The organism is Microbacterium sp. NPDC091382 (assembly GCF_044757025.1).
Taxonomy (GTDB): Bacteria; Actinomycetota; Actinomycetes; order Actinomycetales; family Microbacteriaceae; genus Microbacterium.
The window spans coordinates 491,842-515,693 of the sequence record NZ_JBIVUD010000003.1 but is presented as its reverse complement, the minus strand read 5'-3'; the positions used below and the strand labels follow the sequence as shown (position 1 = coordinate 515,693).

The 23,852-nt window shown below is 64.0% G+C and carries 20 protein-coding genes; 11 read left to right on the top strand and 9 right to left on the bottom strand.

Features of this window, described 5'->3' with window-relative positions; translation table 11 throughout:
• Position 1 precedes the first annotated feature (1 nt).
• Together ACIQLK_RS14015 and ACIQLK_RS14010 are read left to right on the top strand one after the other, a co-directional pair.
• A complete protein-coding gene (locus ACIQLK_RS14015; RefSeq protein WP_400365529.1) occupies positions 2-589 on the top strand; it encodes a hypothetical protein in 588 nt (195 codons plus the stop codon).
• A gap of 546 nt (positions 590-1,135) precedes the next feature.
• Positions 1,136-1,735 carry a helix-turn-helix domain-containing protein gene (locus ACIQLK_RS14010; protein ID WP_400365527.1) on the top strand — a complete coding sequence of 200 codons (600 nt, stop codon included), beginning with the start codon at positions 1,136-1,138 and terminating at the stop codon, positions 1,733-1,735.
• Between the two features lie 283 nt (positions 1,736-2,018).
• Here ACIQLK_RS14010 and ACIQLK_RS14005 read toward each other — a convergent pair whose 3' ends face one another.
• The 4 genes from ACIQLK_RS14005 to ACIQLK_RS13990 form a co-directional block, all read right to left on the bottom strand.
• Entirely contained in the window at positions 2,019-2,330 is a 312-nt protein-coding gene (locus ACIQLK_RS14005; RefSeq protein WP_400365525.1) for a hypothetical protein, read from the bottom strand.
• Between the two features lie 139 nt (positions 2,331-2,469).
• Positions 2,470-2,937, bottom strand: a complete 468-nt coding sequence (locus tag ACIQLK_RS14000; RefSeq protein WP_400365602.1) for an ABC transporter substrate-binding protein — start codon at positions 2,935-2,937, stop codon at positions 2,470-2,472.
• 849 nt (positions 2,938-3,786) lie between these two features.
• Positions 3,787-6,789 (bottom strand): RHS repeat domain-containing protein, encoded by a 3,003-nt coding sequence (locus ACIQLK_RS13995; protein ID WP_400365523.1) that lies wholly within the window; start codon positions 6,787-6,789, stop codon positions 3,787-3,789.
• 567 nt (positions 6,790-7,356) lie between these two features.
• Positions 7,357-8,091, bottom strand: a complete 735-nt coding sequence (locus ACIQLK_RS13990; RefSeq protein ID WP_400365521.1) for a hypothetical protein — start codon at positions 8,089-8,091, stop codon at positions 7,357-7,359.
• Between the two features lie 175 nt (positions 8,092-8,266).
• On the opposite strand from ACIQLK_RS13990, the gene ACIQLK_RS13985 reads away from it, so the two are divergent.
• Positions 8,267-9,529, top strand: a complete 1,263-nt coding sequence (locus ACIQLK_RS13985) for a DUF2254 domain-containing protein (protein ID WP_400365519.1) — start codon at positions 8,267-8,269, stop codon at positions 9,527-9,529.
• A 64-nt stretch (positions 9,530-9,593) separates the two neighbouring features.
• Here the strand turns inward: ACIQLK_RS13985 and ACIQLK_RS13980 are convergent, their stop codons facing one another.
• Positions 9,594-10,238 (bottom strand): GntR family transcriptional regulator, encoded by a 645-nt coding sequence (locus tag ACIQLK_RS13980; protein WP_400365517.1) that lies wholly within the window; start codon positions 10,236-10,238, stop codon positions 9,594-9,596.
• Positions 10,239-10,300: 62 nt separating this feature from the next.
• A complete protein-coding gene (locus tag ACIQLK_RS13975; protein ID WP_400365516.1) occupies positions 10,301-10,627 on the bottom strand; it encodes a winged helix-turn-helix transcriptional regulator in 327 nt (108 codons plus the stop codon).
• On the opposite strand from ACIQLK_RS13975, the gene ACIQLK_RS13970 reads away from it, so the two are divergent.
• On the top strand, positions 10,523-10,900 hold the full coding sequence (locus tag ACIQLK_RS13970; RefSeq protein ID WP_400365604.1) for a hypothetical protein: 378 nt from the start codon (positions 10,523-10,525) through the stop codon (positions 10,898-10,900). The genes ACIQLK_RS13975 and ACIQLK_RS13970 overlap by 105 nt on opposite strands.
• A gap of 190 nt (positions 10,901-11,090) precedes the next feature.
• Here the strand turns inward: ACIQLK_RS13970 and aqpZ are convergent, their stop codons facing one another.
• Both aqpZ and ACIQLK_RS13960 read right to left on the bottom strand, forming a co-directional pair.
• Positions 11,091-11,897, bottom strand: a complete 807-nt coding sequence (gene aqpZ / locus ACIQLK_RS13965) for an aquaporin Z (protein WP_400365514.1) — start codon at positions 11,895-11,897, stop codon at positions 11,091-11,093.
• Positions 11,894-12,574, bottom strand: coding sequence for a GntR family transcriptional regulator (locus ACIQLK_RS13960; RefSeq protein WP_400365512.1), 681 nt, complete (start codon positions 12,572-12,574; stop codon positions 11,894-11,896). The genes aqpZ and ACIQLK_RS13960 overlap by 4 nt, the downstream gene beginning before the upstream one ends.
• Positions 12,575-12,766: 192 nt before the next feature.
• Between ACIQLK_RS13960 and ACIQLK_RS13955 the strand changes: the two genes are divergently transcribed.
• Genes ACIQLK_RS13955 through ACIQLK_RS13925 form a run of 7 tightly spaced genes read left to right on the top strand, consistent with a single transcriptional unit; the run spans position 12,767 to position 19,048 of the window.
• Positions 12,767-14,830 (top strand): adenylate/guanylate cyclase domain-containing protein, encoded by a 2,064-nt coding sequence (locus ACIQLK_RS13955; RefSeq protein ID WP_400365510.1) that lies wholly within the window; start codon positions 12,767-12,769, stop codon positions 14,828-14,830.
• Entirely contained in the window at positions 14,827-16,251 is a 1,425-nt protein-coding gene (locus ACIQLK_RS13950; protein ID WP_400365508.1) for a mechanosensitive ion channel domain-containing protein, read from the top strand. Before ACIQLK_RS13955 ends, ACIQLK_RS13950 begins: the two co-directional genes overlap by 4 nt.
• 46 nt (positions 16,252-16,297) lie before the next feature.
• Positions 16,298-16,513 carry a hypothetical protein gene (locus ACIQLK_RS13945; RefSeq protein ID WP_400365506.1) on the top strand — a complete coding sequence of 72 codons (216 nt, stop codon included), beginning with the start codon at positions 16,298-16,300 and terminating at the stop codon, positions 16,511-16,513.
• A gap of 49 nt (positions 16,514-16,562) precedes the next feature.
• Complete coding sequence (locus ACIQLK_RS13940; RefSeq protein WP_400365504.1) at positions 16,563-17,198, top strand: Pr6Pr family membrane protein; 636 nt, start codon at positions 16,563-16,565, stop codon at positions 17,196-17,198.
• A gap of 37 nt (positions 17,199-17,235) precedes the next feature.
• Positions 17,236-17,502 (top strand): hypothetical protein, encoded by a 267-nt coding sequence (locus ACIQLK_RS13935; RefSeq protein ID WP_400365502.1) that lies wholly within the window; start codon positions 17,236-17,238, stop codon positions 17,500-17,502.
• Positions 17,499-17,987 (top strand): DUF3995 domain-containing protein, encoded by a 489-nt coding sequence (locus ACIQLK_RS13930; protein WP_400365500.1) that lies wholly within the window; start codon positions 17,499-17,501, stop codon positions 17,985-17,987. The genes ACIQLK_RS13935 and ACIQLK_RS13930 overlap by 4 nt, the downstream gene beginning before the upstream one ends.
• A gap of 29 nt (positions 17,988-18,016) precedes the next feature.
• Complete coding sequence (locus tag ACIQLK_RS13925) at positions 18,017-19,048, top strand: hypothetical protein (protein WP_400365499.1); 1,032 nt, start codon at positions 18,017-18,019, stop codon at positions 19,046-19,048.
• Between the two features lie 94 nt (positions 19,049-19,142).
• Here ACIQLK_RS13925 and ACIQLK_RS13920 read toward each other — a convergent pair whose 3' ends face one another.
• The gene (locus ACIQLK_RS13920) at positions 19,143-23,408 is read right to left on the bottom strand and encodes a DUF5979 domain-containing protein (protein WP_400365498.1); all 4,266 of its coding nucleotides are present in this window, start codon (positions 23,406-23,408) and stop codon (positions 19,143-19,145) included.
• Positions 23,409-23,852 lie beyond the last annotated feature (444 nt).

The following is a 23,852-nucleotide window of genomic DNA, read 5'->3' as shown; positions in this document are numbered from 1 at the left end:
GATGACTGAGCTGCAACGACCCGTCGTCGCCATAGACATCGACTACGTCGTCCGCATCCCGAACGCCAAGGCCGGCTTGGAGTTCCGTGAGGACGTGCGCACCGCGGAGATCGTCATGCGAGCCGGGGCCGTTCCGACCGTCCACCACAGCCAGCCCCCGTGGGGCTCCGATGGGCTCTGGAAAGCAACGCATTCGTTCTCAGGGATCGCCGTCGAATGGATCCTCAGCCTGCTCGCCCGGGGCATCGAGGTCCACTGGGCGTCGACCTGGGTAGAGTACGCGAACACCTACTTCTCGCCGGCCTTGGGGCTGCCTGCCCTGCCACTTGCCGTCGTCGACGACGGGTACCGGGACGAACGCATGGCTGTCTGGAAGGCAAGACAGATCATGGAACTTGCCCCCGGCCGACCGCTGCTTTGGGTCGACGACGCTGTGCCGCGACTCGACGCCGAGTACGTGATCCATCATCGGGCGCCCAGCCGACCCGAACTGACCCACTACCACCGCGTTCCCGACCGGAGTCTCGGCTTCACCCTGTCCGACCGTCGGGAATGCGACCGATGGTTGAGGTCGTGGATCACCCCGTAGGCATCGGCGAAGCTGACGTTCGTGTGCACCGAATCCCGCTAGAGACGGCTCGGAAATGGGGATACAGCTCCTGGCCGGGACTTTTCACAGCCGCGACCAAGACGGGGCGAGTCCTGCCAAGACGATGCCAAGCTGAAAAACGGCCTAATTCCCAGGTCAGGGGGCGTTTTGGCTACCACTGCCAAGATCGCCAAGTGCGGGAAGGTATGTATAAGGGGAAAGAGAGAGTACTTTCCGGCTCTCTACTTACTACTACTACTTTTTCTCATACATACAACATCTACTACTTGGCAGGGTTGGCAGGGGTCGCCGATCCCAGTCGACAACTGGCCTCCGACCTGCCAAGTACACCTTGGTCAAGCTTGCCCAGCTTGGCACGGGAGCGTTCCCAATGAACTGATCACGACTTATCGGGGCCCTTCTGCCTCGTTCAGGCGTCGGACCCTATCGAACTCGATAAGTCGGCCATGAGTGAAATGAGAGACCCGGTGACGCCCTCGAAGAGGGACATGAGGCGGAGCATATCGATCTCGATAAGCTCGAACTGTGCTGTCGATCACCGATCAAAGCTTCCTCGAACGTCGCCGGAGTGGGATATCCAAAGCTCGGGTAGCAGAGATGACTGGTGTCGCCGCTTCGAATGTGTCTGCCCACGAGAGCGGAGCGCGGAGACCGACGATTGCCACCCCTGAGACGATGGCTGACGCTCTCGACCTCCGCCTCCTGGCGTTGAACCTCAGGTCCCGGCGGACTGTGCTGGGCCATTCTGATGCTGTACGTCGCCAACCAGACTTTCTCGGGCTCCGACGCCTCCGCCGGGATCTCTCGTCCGTTGACCCAGCGACGGCGGTGCTGCTGGCGTTCACCGCACCGAAACACGTCTCTCCGGAATGGGACGCTGCGATCGCGGGTGTCGTCGAATGGTGCCTCGAGAACCACAACGCACCACTCCCCCGGTGGGTGAGCAGCTGGGGCTTCAGCCTGGACACCCCCTGGCACCCCGAAGGCACTTGCGAGCTCACCGATGGGGTAATTCCGGGCCCCCTACGTCGCCGGAACGTCTTTGTGACAGACGTAGAGCTGAAGGACGACCCGCAGCTCGAGGATCGGTTTTGGAGCGACCATCTTGCGGAGAGCGATCTGTGAGCTCGGAGGACCATCGTCTGGGGCCATGAGGAGGTTGCCCGATGGGATCGAGTGGCTGAATACGCCGGGGCCCAAGACGAAGATTCTCTTCAACCGACGACGACGTGTCCTCGATGATGCTCTCAACCGGGCCGGGGCCAGCGTCTCTGACCCGCTCGCTGTCAGCAGACGTTAGTGCGGACCGCGGCGCCATCACGGTCGACGTCGAGGTGGCAACACTGTGCGTTGCCTCTCCCCACCGCGAAAAGGGCAGGCGCTGAATCCCGCCCCCCTCCGCGGCATTTCACGAAGCGGGCTCAAAGTTGTACAGCGACGGAACAGTTTGGTAGGCCTGCGGCTCGACCTCGACCGACTTCTTGTACGCGTAGGTGCCGTCGATCCAATACCAGGGTGCGAACCAGCCGTTTTCGACGACCCAGCGATCAATGTCCTTGAAAGTCGACTCGGCCTCCGCCTCAGAGGCGGTGGGGATCGAGTCGAGCATCGCGGCGAGTTCGGGATCGGGGCTGCGAAGCGGGTTGAACACCGCTTGTTCCGCCAGGAGGGTCTGGCTGACCATCCAGTCCTTCTCGGCACCGAACTGTACCCAGGCCATGGGCCACTTCCCGGCGATGAGCTCGTTGAACTACTCCATACCCACGTCGGTCCAGTTCACCGTGATGTTCAGTTCGCCGAGGCCCTGCTCGATTGTCTGGACGACATCCCGCTGCATCATGGACAACGACAGCGGCAGATCAATCGTGAGCCCGTCGGCGCCACCCCGCCTCGCTCATCAGCGCCTTCGCTTCGTCGAGGTTGTACGAGAGATCATCGTTCAGTTCGGGCTGGTACGTGGTCGACGCTTCGTTGAACACTTGCCGGTTCGACTTGCCGAAGCCTAGCTGCGCCTTGTTCACCATCAGGTCGGTGTCGAACGCGTGCATGATCGCCGGGCGCACACGCACGTCTCCGAGTTCGGGAATGATGTCACCGGCACGGTCGAACATCATCAAGCCCTGCCAGTCGTGGCGGGTAGTCAGGATGGATAGATCCGATGCCTCGGCCTCGGCAACGTTCGCCTTCTGTGCAATGTACCCCGCGTCGATCTGGCCCGACTTGAGGGCGTTCAGCATGGCCCTCTCGTCGACGTAGAAGTTGTAGACGACCTTGTCGTACTTCTGGAGCTCGGGGCCCGGTAGTCCGGATTCTTCGTGAAGGTCCAGCTCGAGCCCGACACGGTCGCGGCGGCGTCCATGACGTACGGCCCGGTGCCAACTGGCACGGTCCTCAAGTCAGTCTCCGGCTACGAGGCCCACCGGGGTTGTGAGGTCACCGGTGGCGATGGGCCATCACCAAGAGAGCCGCGTGAACGGCCGCGATGACTGCTCCGCCGACTGCCAGAGCGATTGCTCCCCCACCCCAAGATGTTGAGACTCCGAGAACCAAGCCGATCAGGGCAAGGACGGCTCCAAGGGCGAATCCTGCCCACCTCTGAGTTGTAGTCATGATCCCAGGTCGTCGAAGCAGTAGAGGACGAGGCCCGCGCCGACCTCAACCGTGATCGGCGGCGCGGGTAAGAAGACTGTAGCGGCGAGGCTCGCATAACAACCACTAGCTGATCGTCTATTGGGGTCAGGGATGCCCTTTGCGTACACGTTTTCGCCCGTCTCGGGGTCTTGGTAGCAGCCGACAGACGACGAACGATACGCTCGACCGGTCGGGGCGTGTCGTTGATGGGTCGGCGCCGGCGAGGGCTGGCCGGCAGGAGACCCGCCGATACAAGAGTGATTATCGGTCTATGCGAGAAAGGGCGCGGAGGTGCCGCGTCCGTATGGAGTCGGCAGCCGCAGCCGGGGTCTACTGACTGCCCCGGCTCCCCACCGTCAGCAAGAGGGCACCTGCTACTGACGCGATCAGGGTCGGGATCACGATCGCCCACCCCCAAGCCTGGTCATTCGCGACCAGGATGAGTCCTGCAATCAAACCAGCGAGACCAAGTATCAGGCATGTCACGGCGAATGCTGCTCGCGTTCGCCGCGCCTCACCGCTTTGCGGTGCGCGAAACAGAGGCATCAACAATTCCCGTCCGATGCGAGGTAATAGATCCCGAGAGTAGCGGACGTCGCTCCACTGATGACCGATATGGCACCGAGCGCTCCAGCAGCAATTGGTATCGAGGCTCCCGCCGTAAATGGGGCTAGAGCAAATCCGGCGACCCCCGTTGCAAAGGAGACGAGCCCAGTAATTGCCGATGTCGCACCACACGCCGAGATAGCACGCCCCGTGGGGTCGATGTTGTTGATGGGGTCGGCGCCGGCGTAGGCGTATCGGTTGGCGTTGGTGGAGTCGAGGGGTGTGTCGAGGGTGTCTTGTTGGGTCCAGCGGCCGAGGGTGGGGTTGTACCAGCGGTTGCCGTAGTGGACCCATCCGGTGGCGCGGTCTTGGATGCCGCCCTTGAACACGAAGGGGTTGTAGGTCCATCCGTTGCCTTGCCCGCCGCGGGTGAGGACAGCGGTGCCGTAGGGGTCGAAGGTGTTGACGTAGGCGGCGGTGGCGTAGTCGGTGAGCATGCCGACGGGGGTGCCGAGTCCGTCGTAGACGTAGAGGGTTTGGACGCCGCCGGCGGTGGTGAGCATGAGGGGTTCACCGGTGACGGGGTCGTTGTCGATCCAGGCGAGGGCGGTACCGGCTTGGACCTGTTCGACGACGGGCAGACCGACTTGGTTGGTGCGACCGTAGACGAGTTTGTAGTCGCGGGCGCTGTATTCCTGGGCGAGGACTTCGACCTGACTGGTGCCGGCGTACCGGTAGTTGTACTCGTTGCCGCCGGGCTTGGTGACCTTGGTCATCTGCTGCGCACCGTTGTACGTGTAGGTGCCGGCGGTGTCGGCGGTGAGGTTGCCTGTCCCGTCGTACGTGTACCCGTTGGTGGTGAGCTGGTTGCCCGCATTGTAGGTCAGTGTCTGGGTGGAAGGTGAGGCCCCGCCGGTGACGTTGGCGGTGAGCCGGTTGCCTCGCGCGTCGTACGTGTACGCGAAGGTGGCGGGGTTGGTGCCGCCGGTCTGGGTGACGCTGGTCAACCGCCCGGATGTGTCGTACCCGTACGCGCTGACCATCCCGGAGATGTTGTCCTTCGACCAGTGCAGCTTCGACCGGTCGTTCGCCGTGGCCGTCCCGCACGTGGAGGTGCTGGCGGTGTTGTAGCAGTAGGACGCGTCGAATTGGACGGTGACAGTGCCCGCGCTGGTCCTGGTCTCACCGATCGCGCGAGAGACCCGCCCGGAAGTGTCGTACACCTGACGGGTGTGCGCGGTCCAGGTGGTGTGAGTGGCGTTGGACTTCAACCACGAGTCCGTCCGGCGGCCCTGATCATCCACGCCGAACAGGAGGACGTCGCCTGCCCCGTACGTGATCTGGGTGGGTACACCCGCGTCATCGAACGCGTTCGTGGTGGTGCCGCGGCTGTCGGTGACGGTGGTCAGGTTCGAGGATCGGTCGTAGCCGTAGCTGATCGTCCCGCCGAAGAAACTGTTCGCCCGGGCGACGAGGCGACCGAGCTGGTCGTAGGTGTAAGTAGTGGTCCCGTTCCCATCGACGCGCGTAGCGGGGAGCCCCCGGTCGGTGTACGTGTTCGTGACCGTCGCGGTCCCGTCCGAGAACGCCGTGGTCAGGAGCCGGTCCTGCTTGTCGTACGCGTACGTGGTGGTCGTACCCGCCCCGTCGGTCTCAGTCTTCAACCGGCCGAAATCGTCGTACGTGAACGCCCGCGCACCGAGGGATGAGCCGGTGACGGGGGTCATCGAGGTGAGCTGCTTGTTTGCGTTGTACCCGTACAGGGTTTTGTTCGACCCGTTCCCGGGCGCCAACGCCGTCGCCACCGTCCCATCCGAGTTGTACGTCAGGGTCGCCGTGGCGGCGTTCGCGTCGGTGCTGGTGAGCTGGTTACCCGCCCCGTTATATGTGTACGTCGACGCGTTTCCCGCGCTGTCCGTCGACGACGACGCCAGGTACTGCGTCGACGCGGCGGTGTTCGCGAACGCCTGCGAACTGGTCTGCCCGCCCGGTGCCTGCAGCGACGTTAAGGAGTCTCCCCCGTTCGCCCCGTACATTGCGGTCGTGGTGCCGGCGGTGGAACCGGTCCCGGCGGTTACCGTGGCCGTGTCCCCGTTGGGGGTGTAGGTCTTCGCCTTCTCCCGGCCCATCTCATCCACCGACTTGGTCACCAGACGGGTGGAACTGTTGATCGTGTACGTGATGTGCGGCACCGACGCGACCGAGGCTGCCTGGTCCGTGTTCGGCCGTGCCAGGTACCGGCTCGTTGACGACGGGTACGCGAACCGTGTCACGCTCGTCCCTGGCGACCCCGCGGTCGTGTTCGCCTGCGACACCGACACCACCCGGGACGATGTCGACGACTCGTACCCGAGAGTGACGACCGCACCGGTGGGGCCGGTGATGCTCGTCAGCTGCTGCCCGGTGTACCCGAACGCGGTGGTCTTGTTCTCCCCGTCCACGATCGAGGTCAGGTTCTGCGAGGAATCCTTCACCCACTTCACCGACCGCGACAACGCACCCGATGTCTGCGACGCGGTCAGGGTGCGGGTGGTGCTCGAGTACGTGAACGTCGCGGTGCGCGCCGCGGTCGGGCCGGCGCTGCTGACCACCGTCGCGACCGTGCCGTACGGGTCGTACGTGAGCGTCGTGGTGTTGCCGTTACGGTCCGCGATCGAGGTCGCGCGCCCGTCGCTGTTGAACGTGATCACCTGACGCGACTGGCGGTCGGTGAGCTTGTACCCGCCCGTGACCGACACGAGATCCGCCTTCGCGCCGGCGGGGCTGTTGAACGCGCTCCCGGTGCCGGTGGTGTACTTCCAGGTCGACCCGTCGCCGGCGGTGTAGGTCAGCCCTCCCCCGCCATAGGTGGTCGCGAGGAACCCCGCACCCTGCGCCGTGAACACCCACCGGTTCGCCGCCGCAGTGTTCGACGCACCCGCGCTGGTGCTCAACGAGTTGTACGTCTGCCCGATACCCACCTGACCGGTCACACTCACCAACGACAAGCTGCGGGTCGACACCCGGAGGTTACCGGTCGCGACATCAACCCCCACGCCGACCTGGTCGGAGACCTGGAAGGGGATCTCGGTGGCACCTGGACGAGAACCCGTTACTCCGACCGTGACCGGGCCCGCTGGGAGCGCGGCATACGCGGGAGCCGCAACGCCCACCAGCAACGCTGCGCTAAGCAGACCGACCGAAACAGCAGACATCAACCGCTTAGCCGAAGAACGCACCCAGGCCCCAACCTGTCGTCACGAGGCCGCAGCAACACTGCCCGCGGTTGCTCGAACCTTAGCGTTTCCTATGTCAAACTGAAAGATAAAGATTCTCGCCGCCCAACCGGAGGATTAGCGCTTAGTCCATAGACGACGGGTTCGACGACGCAGTTCAACTTCGATGCGAGCGCTGCGGGACGGTCATGCGGGACTGGGTCGGCGGCTACAAATGCAGCCACTGCGACGTCATCGTGCTGCGAACCGCGGCTCGCTGATCAGCCGGTAACCCTAAAGGGGCGGCCTACCCGCGAAGCTTGCTCGACAATCCGCAGCTCGAATCGGATGCGCGCTGCACAGACGCGCGGATACCTATTTCCGGGTGGTGACCTTCAGGGTCTGCGCCTTTGACAGAGTCTTCGACTTTGACCACACGGAGCCGGTGAGCTTCATCGATTTGGCCGTGACCTGCCCGATCGCTCCGAACTTCTCCCCGGCTTTCGGCGTGAGCCAGTCTTCGGCGAATGACTCGATGGTGAAAGCGCCGTTGGTACTCTGCCCGCTCCAGAACGACGCCCCATCGACAAACTCGTCCCACGAGCAGAGGTGGTCCAGATAAGAGTCTGCGTCGCAGTACACCCACTCCATGTCGACCGTGAATGCTTGTGAGCCCGGGAACTCGTCGGAAGTGCAGGCGATGGCCATGCGAGCTTCGACGACGTCGTCGGTGATGACCTTCACCACCTTGCAGTCGGCGAAGAACACCTCGTACTGAGCCAACGTGGTCGATCGGCGCTCTTTGACCTGGTACCTCACGGTCTGGGTGAGCTTGTACGTCCCGGCCTTCAACCTCAGGGACGTTTTATTCTTCAGGTTGACGCCCTTCGCTGTGGCCGTGAGCGTCTTGGAGATGATCTTCACGTCCGAGCCGCGCGCCTTGACCAACGGCTTGATGGCGACCGTTTTCCCCTTCGCCACCGTCTTACTCGCAACCGTCTCGATCACAACAGGAGGCTTAGCCGCGTTCGCAGCCTGGCCACCGCCGACCATCATTGCCGTGACTAGCGCGATCACGGCGAGAGTGGCGGGGAAGCGCCTCATCATCATCAGCTCCAACGTCTTGCGCAATCAGATCGCGCCGGCGGCTCCCGGTCGCAGATGAGAACTGTCTCATCTAAGTCCGAGGCCGGCAAGGAGCAGTGCGCATGGCGAAGCTCGACGGGAGATCATGCTCCATCGTTGGGGAACTCAGCGGACTGCCGAAACGCGGTTGACTGTCTCCATGCCCGCGTCCTCCCCCACAGCCCTCACGCTCCTTCGACGAATCATGCGCACCGTGTGGGTCCGGGCCGTCGTCTTTACGGTGGCCGCGGTGCTCTTCGCCCTAGCCGCCGGTGTTGTCGGATCCATCATCCCCTTCGAACTTCGCGTTGAGCTCGGGCAGAACTCGGTCGACTCGCTGCTGCAGATCGTCGCCACCGCGATGCTGACGGCGACGACATTTTCGATCACGGCGATGGTGACGGCATATTCCTCGGCCACCACGATCGCCACTCCTCGGTCGACGAAACTCCTGATCACCGATCCGACATCGCAGAATGCGCTCTCGACATTCGTGGGCGCATTCGTCTTCGCGCTCGTTGGGATCATCGCTCTGTCGACGGGGTACTACACCGAGCAGGGACGCACGATTCTTTTCTTCGGAACCCTCATCGTGATCGCGCTGATCGTCGTCACGCTTCTCCGCTGGATCGGCCACCTCGCCAGGTTCGGTCGGATGGCCGACGTGATCGACCGGGTCGAGGATGCCGCGACGCGCACCCTCGTCGCATACGCGAAGCATCCCACCCTCGGCGCTCGCGAGCTTCAAGCGGTACCCGCTGACGCTTTTCCCGTCGCCGCCCTCGAAGGCGAGTACGTCCTCAGCGTCGACGTTGCAAGGCTGGACGCGCTCGCGGCAAAACACCGGTGCGACTTTTTCGTCACCGCGATCCCGGGCACGATCGCGGACCGTCGGCACCCCCTCGTGCACGTACGCGGCGTCCTCACGGACGAAATCGAGAGCGGCATCCGCAGCGCGTTCGTCCTCGGGCGCCACCGCGACTACGACCAGGACCCGCGCCTCGGGGTGATCGCGCTGGCGGAGATTGGCAGCCGCGCGCTGTCCCCGTCCACGAACGACCCGGGCACCGCGATCGAGGTCCTCGCCGCCCTGCAGCGCGTGTTCACCGCCGCCATGAGGTCCCGCGAACGCAACGAATCGATCGATCATCAGCACGTGTGGATGGCGCGGCCTCGCGTGGACGAGCTGGCGGAGGATGCCTTCCGCCCCCTGGCGCGCGACGGGGCAGGACTCGTTGAGGTCCAGATTCGCCTCCAGAAGTGCCTTCTCGCTCTGCGTGACATCGCGCCCGACGAGGCCGACGCCTTCAATCGAATGGCTGCGGACGCATCGCGACGCGCAGCGACGAGACTCGACCGTTCCGAACGACGCGCGGTACGGTCGGCATTGTCGTCGCAACCGGTCCGCGATGTGAGCTCGTAGCGGCGCAAGCGCACGTCGAGGACGCCGCCGGCGCGATGTCGCATCCGGCGGCCCGGGTCGGCAATCAGGCTTCGTCGGCGGGGAACTCAGCAATCCCATGCTGGATGCGGAGCCAGTGCTCCGCGGCGGTACCGTCTCGCGCGAGGAGCGCGGCCTTGATGTGTTCGTATGCGACGAGCCTGCGATCGGCCGGCAACACTGTTACCCGGGTGTGGCGGATGTTCCTCTCCATCGCGAGGCCCGCTTCGCGGAGAATTCCGATCAAGACCGAGTTCCGAGCGCCCCGAGCGAGGATTCGGGAGAACTCGCGCGCTTCGGTGTACAGCCGATCGAGGTCGTCGTTCTTGGACGCCTCCATCATGTTGTCGAGCCGTTCTATCGCATGGGTCAGCTCGTCAGGTGTCATCCGGCGCGCGGCCATGTTGGCCGTGATCCCGATCTGATAGCCGGTGTACTCGAAGGTGTCGACAGCGGCAGTCGGTGGCGGCGTTGTCACCCTCGTCTCGCGCGAGGCGACGATCTCCACGAGGTGCAGTCGGGCTAGCCGTTGAAGAGCTTCGCGAACTGGGGTCCGTGAAACCTCCATCGCTTCCGCGAGCTCATTGATGCGGAGCCTCTCACCGGGCGGAAGTGAACCGTCGATGATGGCGTGCGCCAGCTGGTCGTACACGGCGTCCGCCAAACCCGCCGTGGATGCCGGAATGGGCATGAACGCAGGAGGGCGCACCTCTTCCCTGAGATTCCGCATAACCGGAGATTAGCACCGCGCGGTCATGCCGATTTGCGCCCTGAGACAATGTGCTCCAGCTGGCTCAGTAGCCGCTGGATCACCACATCATCGAGGGAGAGGCTCGCTTCCGTTCCTTGCTTTCGCGAGGCCCTGGGAGGGTCGCCGATGATCACTCCGTGGGCCTCGAGTTCTCGCACTCGGGACGCGACTGTCGAAGGGCCGATTGCCAGCGCCTCGGTCAGATCTCCGAGGGTCCTAGGCGAATGACGCTGGAGCTCGCGGATAATCGAGAGGTTGACAGCGCTACCGAAGACTGCGGCAAGTTCTTGTTCGTCGTCGCTGTTGGCGGGGACGGCGTAGCGCGGCACCGGCTCAGCCCCGGCCCTGGATCTCGCCGGTCATGGGCTGATATCGCCGGGGATAAAACCAAGGGTGAAGACAACGACGGCGGTGACGGCGAGGAAGGCGCCGACCGACCACCAGGGGCTTGGTTCCCAGCCCTCGGGCTTCCTGACGCGAAGGAGTACGTCGGCTCGACGCGCGGGGTCCTCAAGCACGAGTATTGCCCCGTCAACGAGGTGCGAGGGATTAACTCGAGTACTCGTGCTCTCCAAGCCGTTCTCCTCAGACCTAGATGCTGAAAGCGCTGCTACGGGGGTGTCGCCCAAGTCCATTCGGGCTGGGAGGTGGAGATTGTGGTGACCGTGTCCGGATTTCGATATACCGATATGTTACGCCCGCAGGGGCATTCGGCCGAGTCGGCCCCCGCAGCGGAGTCGCCATCCTGAGGGCGTTCCCGAGGCCGCGAAGGTGGCCCCGGGAACGCTTGCTTCAGCGACGCGTCCGATCGAGCAGCGTCCTGTGAAGGAGGCCGGCAAGGACGGCGCCGACGATGGGGAACACGATGAACACCCACACCTGTGCCAGCGGATCGACACCGCCGAATACTGCAGCCGCGATCGAGCGGGCGGGGTTGACGGACGTGTTGTCGACCGGAATCGTCACCAGGTGGATGAGAGTCAGAGTGAGGCCGATGACGAGGCCGGCGAACGCCGGGTTGCCGCGCGTCGGGTGGGTGACTCCCAGGATGATCAGCAGGAAGATCGCCGTGAATAGCACTTCCACCACGATCGCGCCAAGGATGCCGAATCCGCCGGGGGAAAGCTCGCCGAAGCCGTTGCTGGCAAATCCGCCGGCGTGGGCGGCGTCGAACCATCCAGGGTTGGATGAACCGATGAGCGCCAACAGCGAGGTCGCTACGAGACCGCCCACGATCTGGGCGGCGATGTAACCGCCGGTGTCTTTCCAGGGGAAACGGCCCGCCGTCGCAAGACCGATGGTGACAGCCGGGTTGAAGTGCCCTCCTGAGATCGGACCGAACGCGTAGGCACCAGCCACAACTGTGAGTCCGAACGCCAGCGAGACACCTACAAAGCCGATGCCGAGCGAGGTTCCGTTGTCGCTCGCCCCAAAATTAGCGGCGAGGAGCGCGGATCCCACACCGCCGAGGACGAGGAGGAAAGTGCCGAGTGCCTCCGCGATCAGTATCGCGACGCGGGACGGGCCCTGAGCGGTCGCGGTGGGAGTGTGCTGAAGTTCTGTTGGTTCAACCGGTTGCTCCGGATTGGGATCGGTCATGATGCTTCCTTCCATGGGGGTTGGGGATCTGTGTCGAGCTCGTGATGGCCACGTATGGCGTACTCGGCGTATTCGCCGTCTCGCTCGCGGACGGCGTCGCGCAGCTTCTCGAACCACTCCCGCCGCTGTTTGGGCGTTCCGGGCACGCAACCTTCGCCTTTGAGGTTTCGCTCGACCAGGAGCCGAGTCTCTCCGAGCACCCGCCGGAGGATCCGGTTCCCGACGTGGTCAGCAACGTGAGCATTGAGCCGCCTGGTCACTGCGATGAGGGCTTGGGCGTCGTCCCGGTCGTTTGCGTCTAGTAATTCAGCGATGAGCTCATCGGTGACTTTGAGGGCCCGGGCCGACATTCTCGGGACGGCCAGACGGAGCGCGAGGCCCGATTGAAACCCCACGAATTCGAGCGTCTCCTTTATCAAGCTGTCGTCGACGACAGTCACCCTGGTGTATCTGCTCGGAGAAATCTCCACGAGTCCCAACGCGGCGAGGCGAGCGAGCGCCTCCCGGATAGGGGTCCGCGAGACGCCCATCCATCGCTCGAGGTCTCGTTCGCGGAGCGCTTCACCCTCAACCAGGATGCCGTCCGCGATGGCGCGCCCGAGCACATCGAACACCGACTGACCGAGGGCGTTCGGCGACTCCGCGGCTATCGCCGAAGGTTCGCTCGGTATCGGCATCGCTCCCCCAGACTGAATGTTACGACTCCGGTATAGCGGTATACCGGTGTGCTGTGCAATCTTTAACTCGAGCAAGTGAGGACGGGGTGGGTAATGGCCGGTAACGGTGAAACGGCGGCACGGGAGGGCGAGGCGTCGGTCCGTCAACCGAGGCGGCGGATCGGTCTAGGCATCCAATCAAAGCTGCTGATCATGTTGCTCGCGGTCAGCCTCATCGCGTCCGCGGTCGTAGGAGTGATCGGATACCTCAACGGCCGAGAATCGCTCCGGGCGGCGGCGTTCGATCAGCTCACAACCGTACGAGAGCTGCGGGCCGAAGAGATCCAACGAGAAATCTCGTCGGTTCAGCTCGGCGTGAAGCTCGACTCCAGAAATGAGAGTGCGGTCCAAGCGACGCAGGCGTTTGTGGACGGGTTCGAGGCCCTACAGGAGAGCGAGCTCACGTCCGCACAACAGGAACAGATCGATGCCTTCTACAAGGAGGGCTTCATTCCCGCGCTGGAGGCGCGATCCGGTCAGGAATACTCTGCCGAATCGTTCGTACCTGCCACACGCGCTGGTCGGTACCTTCAGGCGAACTACACAGCGGGTCGCGCCTTCGATGACTACGACGCCGCTCTCGCCCTCGATGACGCGGGGGATGGCAGCGCGTGGTCAGCTGCGAATGCCCGGTACGGCTCCTACTTTGCAGGCCTCGTCGACGACCTCGGGTACGAGGACGTACTCATCCTCAACAAAGAAGCCGATGTCGTCTACTCCGCGTACAAGTCCGTCGACCTGGGCGTCAACATGAAAGAGGAGCCCTACACGACGTCCGCACTCACACGCGCCTACGAAGAAGTGCTCCGGACCGGAAGCCTGGACGCCGTCGTGACGACCGACTTCGAACGCTACCTCCCCTCCCTGAATGTGCCCACGGCATGGATACTCTCCCCCGTCGGCACCGCCACCAACATCATCGGCGTGATGGCTGTCCAGATCCCTATCGACCAGATCAACGCCGTCATGACGGGCAACGAGACGTGGGCAGATCAGGGCCTTGGGGACACAGGCGAGGTCTACATCGCAGGCCCGGACCTTCAAATGCGAAGCGTCTCCCGTCTTCTCGTAGAACACCCAGACGAGTACGCGGAGACCGCTATCGCTAACGGAACCGCACCGGCGACAGCAGAGCGGATCGTCGCGGTGGGGGGCACTGTCCAGCTCCAGACCGTTGACTTCACAGCCGCCGAAAACGCCCTTCGCGGACAAACCGGAACCGCCATCACGGCGGACTACACGAACCCGGAAACACTCGTCGCATACTCGCCACTCACCCTGGACGGTCTCAACTGGGTCATCGTCGCGAAGATCGATGCGGACGAAGCGTTCGCACCTGTAGCGGAGTTCACGCGAAACCTGCTGCTGTCGACTCTGGCCATCCTTATCCTCGTCAGCATCCTTGCGCTCCTACTCGCGCAGGTCTTCACCCGACCGGTGAAGCGGCTCGTCGAGGCCGTACGTCGCGTTGCCGGTGGCGACCTAGCCGTGCAGGTACCGCAGCGGTCGCGGGATGAGTTCGGGGACCTCGGCAATGCGTTCAACGAGATGGCTTCGAGCCTCCGCGTTAAGCAGGAGCTGATTGACGAGCAGCGGGCTGAGAACGAGCAACTCCTCCTCACTCTGATGCCGGAGGCGATGGCCGAACGCTACAAGAAGGGAGAAGAGGCGATTTCGGAAGAGCACGACAACGTGTCGGTCGTCTACGCCGAGCTTGTGGGCTTCGACGACTACGCCCGTTCACTGAGCGGCTCCGACGAGATTGCCAAGCTCAACGAGTTGATGCGCGGATTTGACGAAGCTGCGACGAAGGCAGGCGTGGAGAAGGTCCGATCCCTCCGGAACGGGTATCTGGCTAGCTCGGGCCTCATCGTCCCTCGCGTTGACAACGTCCGCCGCGCAGTCGAGTTCGCCCACCAGATGCGCGCAGCCGTTTCGCGCTTCAACTCTCAGCACGGCGCCAACCTCGACATCCGTGCCGGTGTGGACACGGGCACGGTCACAAGTGGTCTCGTCGCCCGAACCAGCCTCGCCTACGACCTCTGGGGCGACGCCGTCAGCCTTGCCTACCGAGTCGGTGCGGTGACCGCTGAACCGGGCGTCTTCGTCAGCGACGCCGTCCGGGAGCGACTCGCGGACTCCGTGCCGCTCGAGCAAGCCGGGATGATCGAGCTGCGAGGAACATCACAGCCCGTCTGGCGGGTCGAAGCGAAATGAATCTTCTGCAGGAAGGGTGGGTCTGGTGGGCCGCCGGCATTGCCGTGGGACTACCCGTTCTCCTCGTGATCTTGACGGAAATTGTCGCGGTCCTGGCTCGCCGCGGACATCCTGCGGCCGGACCCGTCCGGTTCCTCCGCAACTGGGTTCTTCCCGTCGCGGGCGTGTTCGCGTTGATGATCTTCGCGTTCCGCTCACCCGCAGACCAAGTGTGGGTTCGTGTTGTAGCAACGCTTCTCGGGTTCCTCGTGATCCTGCTCGTCCTGTCGAGCTTCAACGTTGCCTTGTTCGCACGCGCGGAATCAGGCTCATGGCGCGAACGCATACCGACGATCTTCGTCGAGATCGCCCGCCTCATTTTGGTGGTCGTAGGCCTTGCGATCCTGTTCCAGTGGGTATGGGGCGCCGATGTCGGAGGCCTGATCGCCGCCCTCGGCGTGGGATCGATCGTCATCGGTCTTGCACTCCAGAACGCTGTCGGTGGTGTCATCTCGGGCTTGCTGCTCCTGTTCGAACAGCCTTTCCGAATCGGCGACTGGCTTTCGGTGGGCGGCACCGCGGGAAAGGTTGTCGAAGTCAACTGGCGTGCTGTTCACCTCGACACCGGTGCGGGGATCCAGATCATCCCTAACTCGTCACTCTCCGGCGCGTCCTTCACAAACCTGAGTCAGCCGGTAGGGAGTTACATCGTCGCGACCGACGTGAAGTTCACGACCGACGATCCGCCCCACGAAGTGATCTCGCTCCTGGTAACCGTCGCTGACGCACTCCCCATGAAGGTCGCGAGCGAACGCCCGTCGGCTGAGTACTCCGGTAATGGAAGCTACAGGGTCAGTTTCGCCGTCGAACGCCCCGGCCTGCGCGAACACGCCCTCAGCCTCTATCTGGCCTGGCTCTGGTACGCAGCCCGCAGGCAGCACCTTGCGCTAGACGGCGACGCGACTGACCCCATTGCAGAGCCGCACCACCTCGAGGCGGCAGTGGCTACTGTGTCGCCCACACTCCACCTTCGGAACGAAGACGGAGATACTGTCCGCTCCGCCTCCCACTTGGAGCGCTACGGAGCTGGCGAAGTCGTACTCCCCACAGGCGTCGTACCAGACCACATGTGGTTCGTCGTATCAGGATCGGTACGCCTCGCCGTCGAAACCAGCGCGGGGCGAATCGAATTCGCCACCGTTGAGCGTGGGGACTACATCGGGCAGAGCGCACTCACTCGAGAAAAGACGATCGTCACCGCGGTGGCAGGTGAAGTCGTCACCCTCCTGAGCGTTCCGCTCGCCACACTGGACGCGATCGTCAGCAAGCGCCCCAAGCTCGCCGCTGAGATCGGAGCCTCAATGGAGCTGAAGAGGAAGAGCGCGGCGGAAGCGCTCGCCAACGCAGGCATAGTCCGGTCCGGCCTCGCACTGGGCAATTGACCACAAGACCCCATCGAATACATCGATGGAAAGAAAGGGGAACGGTATGGGAATCGACGACATCGTCAACAAGGCGAAAAACTTCCTCGACGACAACAAGGAGAAGATCGACGACGTTCTTCACGGGGAACAGGCCGAAGAGGTTAGCGACAAGGTGCTCGATGCGAGCGCCGAGTTCGTGAAGAAGGTCGCGCCGGACCAGTTCGACGACAAAGTTGACGGGCTCCGCGACCAGGCCGACAAGGCGATCGGAAACGAGTGAAGTCCTGGTGCTGACGATCCCTCAGTCGCCGGCGCCAGCGTCGATACCGGTGAGCGTCGCGAGGATCTTCTTCGCGGCGCTCACCGCCGTCGCCATCGTGGCGACGTTCTTCGACACCGCCAGCCGGTCCCAAATCAACCCGTTCAACTTCTTCGGCTACTTCACGATCCAGTCGAACCTGTTCGTGGCGGTCGTGTGGGCCATTGCCGGCATCTCCGGCCTCCGCAACCGCACCCCTTCCCGCGCGCTCGTCCTCGCCCGAGCCTTCGCGGCGACCTACATCGTTGTCGTCGGACTGGTGTACGCCGTGTTCTTGGCGCCGCTGGGTGCAGCCGGCGGAGTAGCGCTGCCTTGGGCGAACGTCGTCTTGCATCTGATCACACCTGTGCTTGCGATGGCGGGCTGGCTAGTCGCAACCGACCGTGCCCCCATTCGATGGCGGCTGCTCCCCCTTGTACTCCTCTACCCGCTCGTGTGGATCTCCGTAGTGCTCGTGCGCGGAGCCACAGACGGTTGGGTTCCCTACCCATTCCTCGATCCGGATCGCGGCTATGCGCTCATCGCTCTCGTCTGCGTCGGCATCGCGGCCGCCGTCACGGTCATCGCCACGATCGTCTTCTTCATCGCTCAGCTTCCGCGCAGAGGAGCTACACCGCGACGCCAGCCCATCCAACGTTCTCTCTAGTATTCGGAACGCGCTCGAACCCGAACAGGCGCCAACCATGACCTTCCGCGTGAACATCCGCCGCAATGCAACCGAGACGACAGTGGTCGCCGACGAGATCAGCATCGTTCTGAACAGCGGCGCCGAGATCGTCGTCCTTCCCTCTACCTCTCCTTCGGAGCCCAGTGACTTGATCCTCATGCTCCCTAGCGAGTTCGAGTCCGCAACCGCACACCGGTTCGTTGTTCTCCCGGGGGCCGCGAACGTGATCGGCATCGCCGTACAGCGCTCGCCAGAGGGCACATCCGCCAGAATCGACCCATGACGTCACCTACCGCACGCTCGGCCGGGGTTGCGGCCTGGATAGCGTTCGCTGCTGGAATGACGCACGCGGCCGTCAGCGCCTACTGGGCGCTGGGTGGGCGGTTGCTACTGGACACCGTGGGGCCCTGGGCTGAAGAGCTGGGTGCGGAGGCGCCTATCCTGAGCGGGCTTCTCCTGGGAGTGATCGCCATCGCGAAGATCCTCGCGTCCGTCTTCCCCATCCTCGTCCTACATGACCGACTTCTTCCGGTTCGGCTGTGGCGAGCCGCTTGCTGGGTAGGCGGCGGCATCCTTCTGGCTTACGGCGGCGTCAACGCGCTAGTCGCTAACGCAGTCCTCCTCGGCGCCGTCAGGACTGGGTCCGGTTACGACCCACCGGCGATGATCGGCCATGCCTACCTATGGGATCCGCTTTTTGCCGTTTGGGGCGCCGCCGTGATCACTGCGATGTGGTTCTCCAAGCCCATTCGCAACGTCACCAGGTGACGTCGCGCGAGGTGGATACAGTGACGAGCGTGACCAGGTCAAAGCCTCTCGACGTATACGACGACAACGGCGCGCTGGACCCGGTCAAGGTGGTTTTGCACTCGCGGCGCGCAAGCGAGCAGGCGGCGGTGATCGCTCGCGTCCGACCGACGTGGGCGGACCTTTCGGTTGCCGTCGGCGCGCTTCGATCGGATGCGAACACTCACCTGTTCGAGGGCGCCGACGATCGCCAGTTCGCGCCACGAAGACTCCTGGCCTGGGCACCCGGGTCTCGGGCACAACGCGATCACGACGATCAGGTCGGGAAGCATCTCAACAACCGGAACCGGCTACTGATCGACCTTCTCGAGGATTACCTCGTTGCGACATCAGACCACACGTGGGCCTTGACAGTCCTACTCGCGTCGAACCCACCCTTCCGTCCGCTACTGGCGGCTGGACGCATCCTGCTCGACGCTGGTGCGCACATCCGCTACCTATTAGACGAGTCGGCGACTCTCGACGAAAGAACCGGTCGCGCGGCTAACGTCGAGCTGCTCGCGATTCATGAGGAACTGAAGGACGATACCGCGGCGCCCGACCGTGACGTCGAAGTCTTGACCGAACGCCGAGCAGAGATCCTTAAACAGGGCGACGCGGATGACCTCCCGCGCGGCCGTTTCAAGAGTGGTGAACCGCAACCTTGGTTCGCGCCCGCTCTGCTCCAGATGCCTCAGATGGCAGACCTGGTCTTAGGAAAAGACTACGGACGACAAATTTGGAGGCTCGCGTCTTCAGTGGTGCATGCGCAAGATCGCACGGTCCTCCGCTTCGTGGCCGGTCGAGGCGACGTTGACCTCTCCGGCCCGGGGCTTGGGCACACGATGAGCGTTCCCTTCGTCGGGTCGTGCCTGGCGGTCATGGCCGAAAGTTACCGCGACGTGGCGACGTACATCGGACGCGCCTCCGCAGAGCTCGACGAGCTCGTTAATCAGGTGTTTTGGACCACTGAGGCCATGACCGGCCACCACGACGAAGAGCTCCTCGACCGAGCCGGCGTGGACCGTACCGGCTGGGTGTAGGCATACCCTGCCCGGTTGTGCATACACCTGGCATGCACTGCGCGAGTCAGAAGAGGTGGGTGCTCGCCTGGGCACCCACCTCTTCAGCGTTGACTCAGCCTCGTGGACGGAGGCGGCGGCGCACGAGCATCAGCCCAAACCCGATCATCGCGAGCGCGATCAGGCCGGCGACCGTCACGGGCAACAGGGAACCACCCGACACGGGCAGCGTCCCCGGGTTGTCGGCCGATTCGTTCCCCGCGTCGACCCCTCCAGGTGGGTTAGGGGTCGCGGTGTCATCAGCAGCGGTGAGTTCGTTCTCCAGGGAGACGGCTGCGGTCGTCCCCGGGCCGCCCGTCACCGTCACAACGGCGACGGGCGATCCGGCGTCACTCCTGAGGTCAACGTTGGACGATCCGGCTTGCCATGTGGCTGCGCTCCAGGTGATGCCAGCGGGGAGAGACGAGGGGAGCTCCTCGACTCGGACTTCGGCGCCCAGAGGAATGCTGCTGACATAAGCCGCCTCACCCACCCGGACCGATATGTCAGACGACTGCGCAGAGCCGGTGAGGTCCGTCCAGGAGAGCCGGATCGGGAAGCGCACATTGGTGGCCTCGGCGGCGCCAGAACCCGTTGTTGCCTTGGTGATGGACAGCTCGCCCAGCGAAGCGATCGCCGTGTTCGATAGCGCTACCTGGACGTCCGACGCTGCCCCGATGATGATCACTGCTCGTGCACCGTCGGAGGTCACGCCTTCGCCGGTCCACGCCGGACCGCTCCACGTGAAGCGACCGTCCGATGCAGGTGTCGCCTCGGTCAGGATCACTTCGGTGCCCCTAGGCAGTTCCGTTCGGAAGGCGGTCCGGCTTCCGTCGGTGGGAACAGAAAGCTCAGCCGATTCAGGTCCAGCGTCACCGACCCAGCTCGCTGTGACCGTGACGTCATCGCCAACCGCGGGGTCATCAAGGTCGATACCGACGACAGTCTTCGCGATCGAGAAAGTTCCCGGTGCCCACGTCGCCTCGTTGACGACAGTCACGAGAGTGACATCGTCCTGCTGATCCGAGACCACGATGGTCGCTGAGCCGTCGCCGTTATCGGTGACGCCGGTTCCTGCGATGACGACGGAACCCCAGATGACCGTCTCGACAGCAGGCCTGGTGCCCTCGGTGATCGTGACGACTGTGCCAGCCGGGAGCTCAACGCCGAGGGATGTCGGCGCGCCGGCGTTGATGGTCAGTTCCTTTGACTGCAGTGACCCGTCGCCGTCGGTCCACGACGCCGTGACTGGGAAGTCGGTTCCAGTCGGCACTTCCGACGCCGCCGCTCCCCCGACGCCCTTCAACAGACTGATGCCGGCTGTAGAGGTGGCGGCGTAGTTCGTGACGCTGACGCTCGCATCTGCATCCCGCCCAACAGTAACCACGGCCGCCGTACCGTCGAGGGAGACGCCATCGCCGGACCAGGTGGGCGATCCCCACGCGATCCCGGACCCGTCAGAGAGGGGTGTCTCTCTCAGGGTGACATCAGTGCCGACGAGCAAATCCTCACCCAGTGGCACGGCGGTCCCGTCGGTCGGCAGCGTCAGCGTCTTCGACCCACCGTCCCAGGCGGCTTCGACCGTCACCGTCTCCGGGACGGCTGCGTTCTCAGCTTGATCGCCAGCGACGGTCTTCGAGACCGAGAACGTACCCACCGTTCGCCTAACGGTGTTGGTCACCGTGACCTGGGCGGGGGTTGACGCCTCGGCGGCAGTTATCGTCAAAGACTCCGGGTCGATAGCCGGCGTACCCCATGTGAAGGTGTCGTCATCGACGGGTTGTGTCTCTGTGAATGAGACGACGGAACCGATTGGGAGGCCATCCAGGACAACGGGCTCATCAGCCGTGACCTGCACCGTCCGGTCCGGCTGCACGGGGAACGAGGAGCCGAGTGCGCTCGTGTCGACGGACGCGGTCACTTCGAACGCACGATCCGTGGCCACCTGGCCAGCTGCGTCGCCCTCTAGCGTCTTTTCGATCGAGACGGCGCCCAGCCTCGCTTCGTTTGTCAGCGCGACCGCGATGTTGTTGCCGGGGGTGATCGTTGCTGTAGCCGTTGCGCCGCCATCGGAGATCACCACCCCGGATCCGGGTGCGAAGACCGGCGTGCCGAAGGTGACACCCGGGATGGAAGGGAAGGTCGGCTCCGTGAGTTCGATCGTCCACCCCGTTCCGCGAGCGTTGAGGCCGCGAATAGGTTCGCCGTTCAGGGGTACCTGCCGGTCGTACTCGTTCACGACCGAACCGGACGGATCGATCTCGCGGACGTGGACGGTGAAGGTGGTGTCGACGGGAACGAAGTCGGCCCCGGCGGTGTCAGCCAGGGACTTCGTGATCGCTACGGATCCCCGAGTGACGCCTTGACCAGTCCCGCTACCTCGGTTGTTCTGCGTCACGGAGCTGGTGAACGACACACCCGACCCGGTGATGGCGTTGCCGTAGGAGGTGCCGGGGGCGTCCATCCCGCCGGAGGCTGTACAGGTCGTGTATCGGAGCACGTACTGGTACTCCCGGCTGAACCCGTCGCTGACGCCGCCCGGGATGGGCAGGTCCGTGCTGTCAAGTGAGAAGGTGATGTTCTGGCCCGCTGCGGACACGTCCGTCTGATCCGTCAGGTTCACGGTGGCGAGCCCACCACCGCTGATCTGGTCACGAGCCTCGACGCGGAGGTTCAGTCTGGCCGCGAGCCCGTTAGACGGGTCACCCGCCTGGCAGATCGCCTGCGAGGCGCTCAACGTGTCGGTGAGCGTGAGAACATCCTCGACGGTTTCGATCCGTTCCCCCGGGATTGTGACAGTCCAGTCGATAGTGGTCTGCGGGGACTGCTCGACGCCGTCGATGGTGACGGCGGAGGTGCTGATGCGCCCGCTCTTGCCGGCGCTGCGGTTGGGGACTCGAGCCGTTTCGCTCGCGACCTGACCGTCCACGTCCACTTCGTTCGCGAAGGCTGTCCCGCCAGACGGGAGCTCGTCGGCACTAACGCACGTCGTGTAGGTGACGACGTAGCGGTAGTCGGAAGCTCGGAACTGCAGGGCGGGGTCCGCGACCTCGAACCGAATTCCGAAGGCCTGGGCGGACGATGAGACCGTCGTTGCCGTCAGGAGCCCGGTGATGTCCCGTTGAAGCTGGTTACTCGGACCGTATCGCTCGCTGACTCTGATCCCGCTGATGGTGTCGTCGCAGATATCATGGCCCGCGCCGAGAGATTCAGCAAAAGTGAAGGCAGTCTTGTTGAGCAATTGATCGCCCGGCACCGTGACGGTCCAGCGGACCTTGCCGTTTCGCTCTCCCCCTCCGAGGACGCTCCCCACCTTGGTGAGGTTGAGCTGCCACGGCTTGTTCTCCACTGTGCCGACCCCCCGACCAGCGTCTCCCCAACCCTGAATCTGAGCCGAGTTATCGTACGTCGTCCCCGGAGGGTCGATCTGCCCGTCGGGGGTGCACGTCAGGTAGGTCAGGCGGTAGGTGACGTTGGCGTCGAACCCCGCCGAGGGGGCGCTGAGGAGGACATCGAACGCGGCAGCACCCGCAGCCGGCGTCGAGCTGATCAGGTTGCTGACGTCCGCTACGGTCGATCCGCGCACCGACTGCAGCTTGATGCCCGTCGGGTCGCAGAGACGGTGTCCCGTCCCCAATGTGTCCCGGAGAGTCACCGTGGACTGGCCCACCATGTTGGCGCCGGGGATGTCCACCGTCCAGGTCATGGACCAGTTGTTGTCGTTCATCACCCCAGACTTGGTTACCTCACCGGGGAGTTCGATGCCGTCGTTGATGCCACCGGTGCCCGGGAGGTCGACTGCGACGGATGGGCCGTTCAGATCGAAGTTGACAGTTTCCGACGTGGTCGCGCGTGCTGCGTTGACGTCGAACTCCCACGTACCCTGAACGAGCTCCGGGGCGGCTGTCACGGCCTCGGTGAGCGTGCAGGTTGCCCGGGCGGTCGCGGGATCCGTGAGGCAGTTGCCCCAGGTGACCGGGTCGCCGCTCGCGTCCACACCCCGCAGGGGGAAGGGGATGGCCTGCTCAAAGGCGAACTCCGGTGGCAACCCGATCGTGAAAGTGTCGCCCTCTTGAGGGTCGGCCTCAGTTGCGTCCCACGCGCCCGAGACGGTCACCGTGTCGCCCACCGTGAACTGCTCGCCACTTGGCGCGAGGGTGACGCCGCCCACCAGGATGGCCGGGTTGGGAGCCGCTACGGCCGCGGGCGCGACGGTCAGCGCCAGCGCGGTCGCGACCGTAGCCACCAGACCGGCCGCGAGCGCCCTGAAGGCCCGGCGAGCAGTCAGTTCGCGAGTGTGGGAACTAAGCGGTGCCTTCAAAGACATGGCGTCGCCGATCATTTCGTGAGGGGCAGGGAACGCGTCAGACCGCCACCCCGTTCCGATGCGAAGCTGGCTGGAAGGTCTTTGATCTGCGTCGCAACCTGTCCGCCCACCCCGGATCGTCACCAGCTACGACGATGCCGAACGCGGCCAGCATACTGGTATATCGGTGTGTCGTCCGCGTGATGTTACCGAGTATTCACATTTGGCAGACCGGGTGTATACGTCGACTGACAGACGACGCTCTCCATCTCGCACCCGGATGGAACGACTATTGCGCCGGCTTCGCGCCGGAAATGTCTGATCCCACGCCGTCCCGCGATCTGGCTAACATCACGACCAACGACGACGTTCGGCTAGCCCCGGGAGGCACAGTGAGATTCTCAACAGGACCGACAAAGTCAGGCGCTCATTCATGGTGGCTGTACGCGACGAACGGCGAGCAGGTCGCTTGGGCCGGTG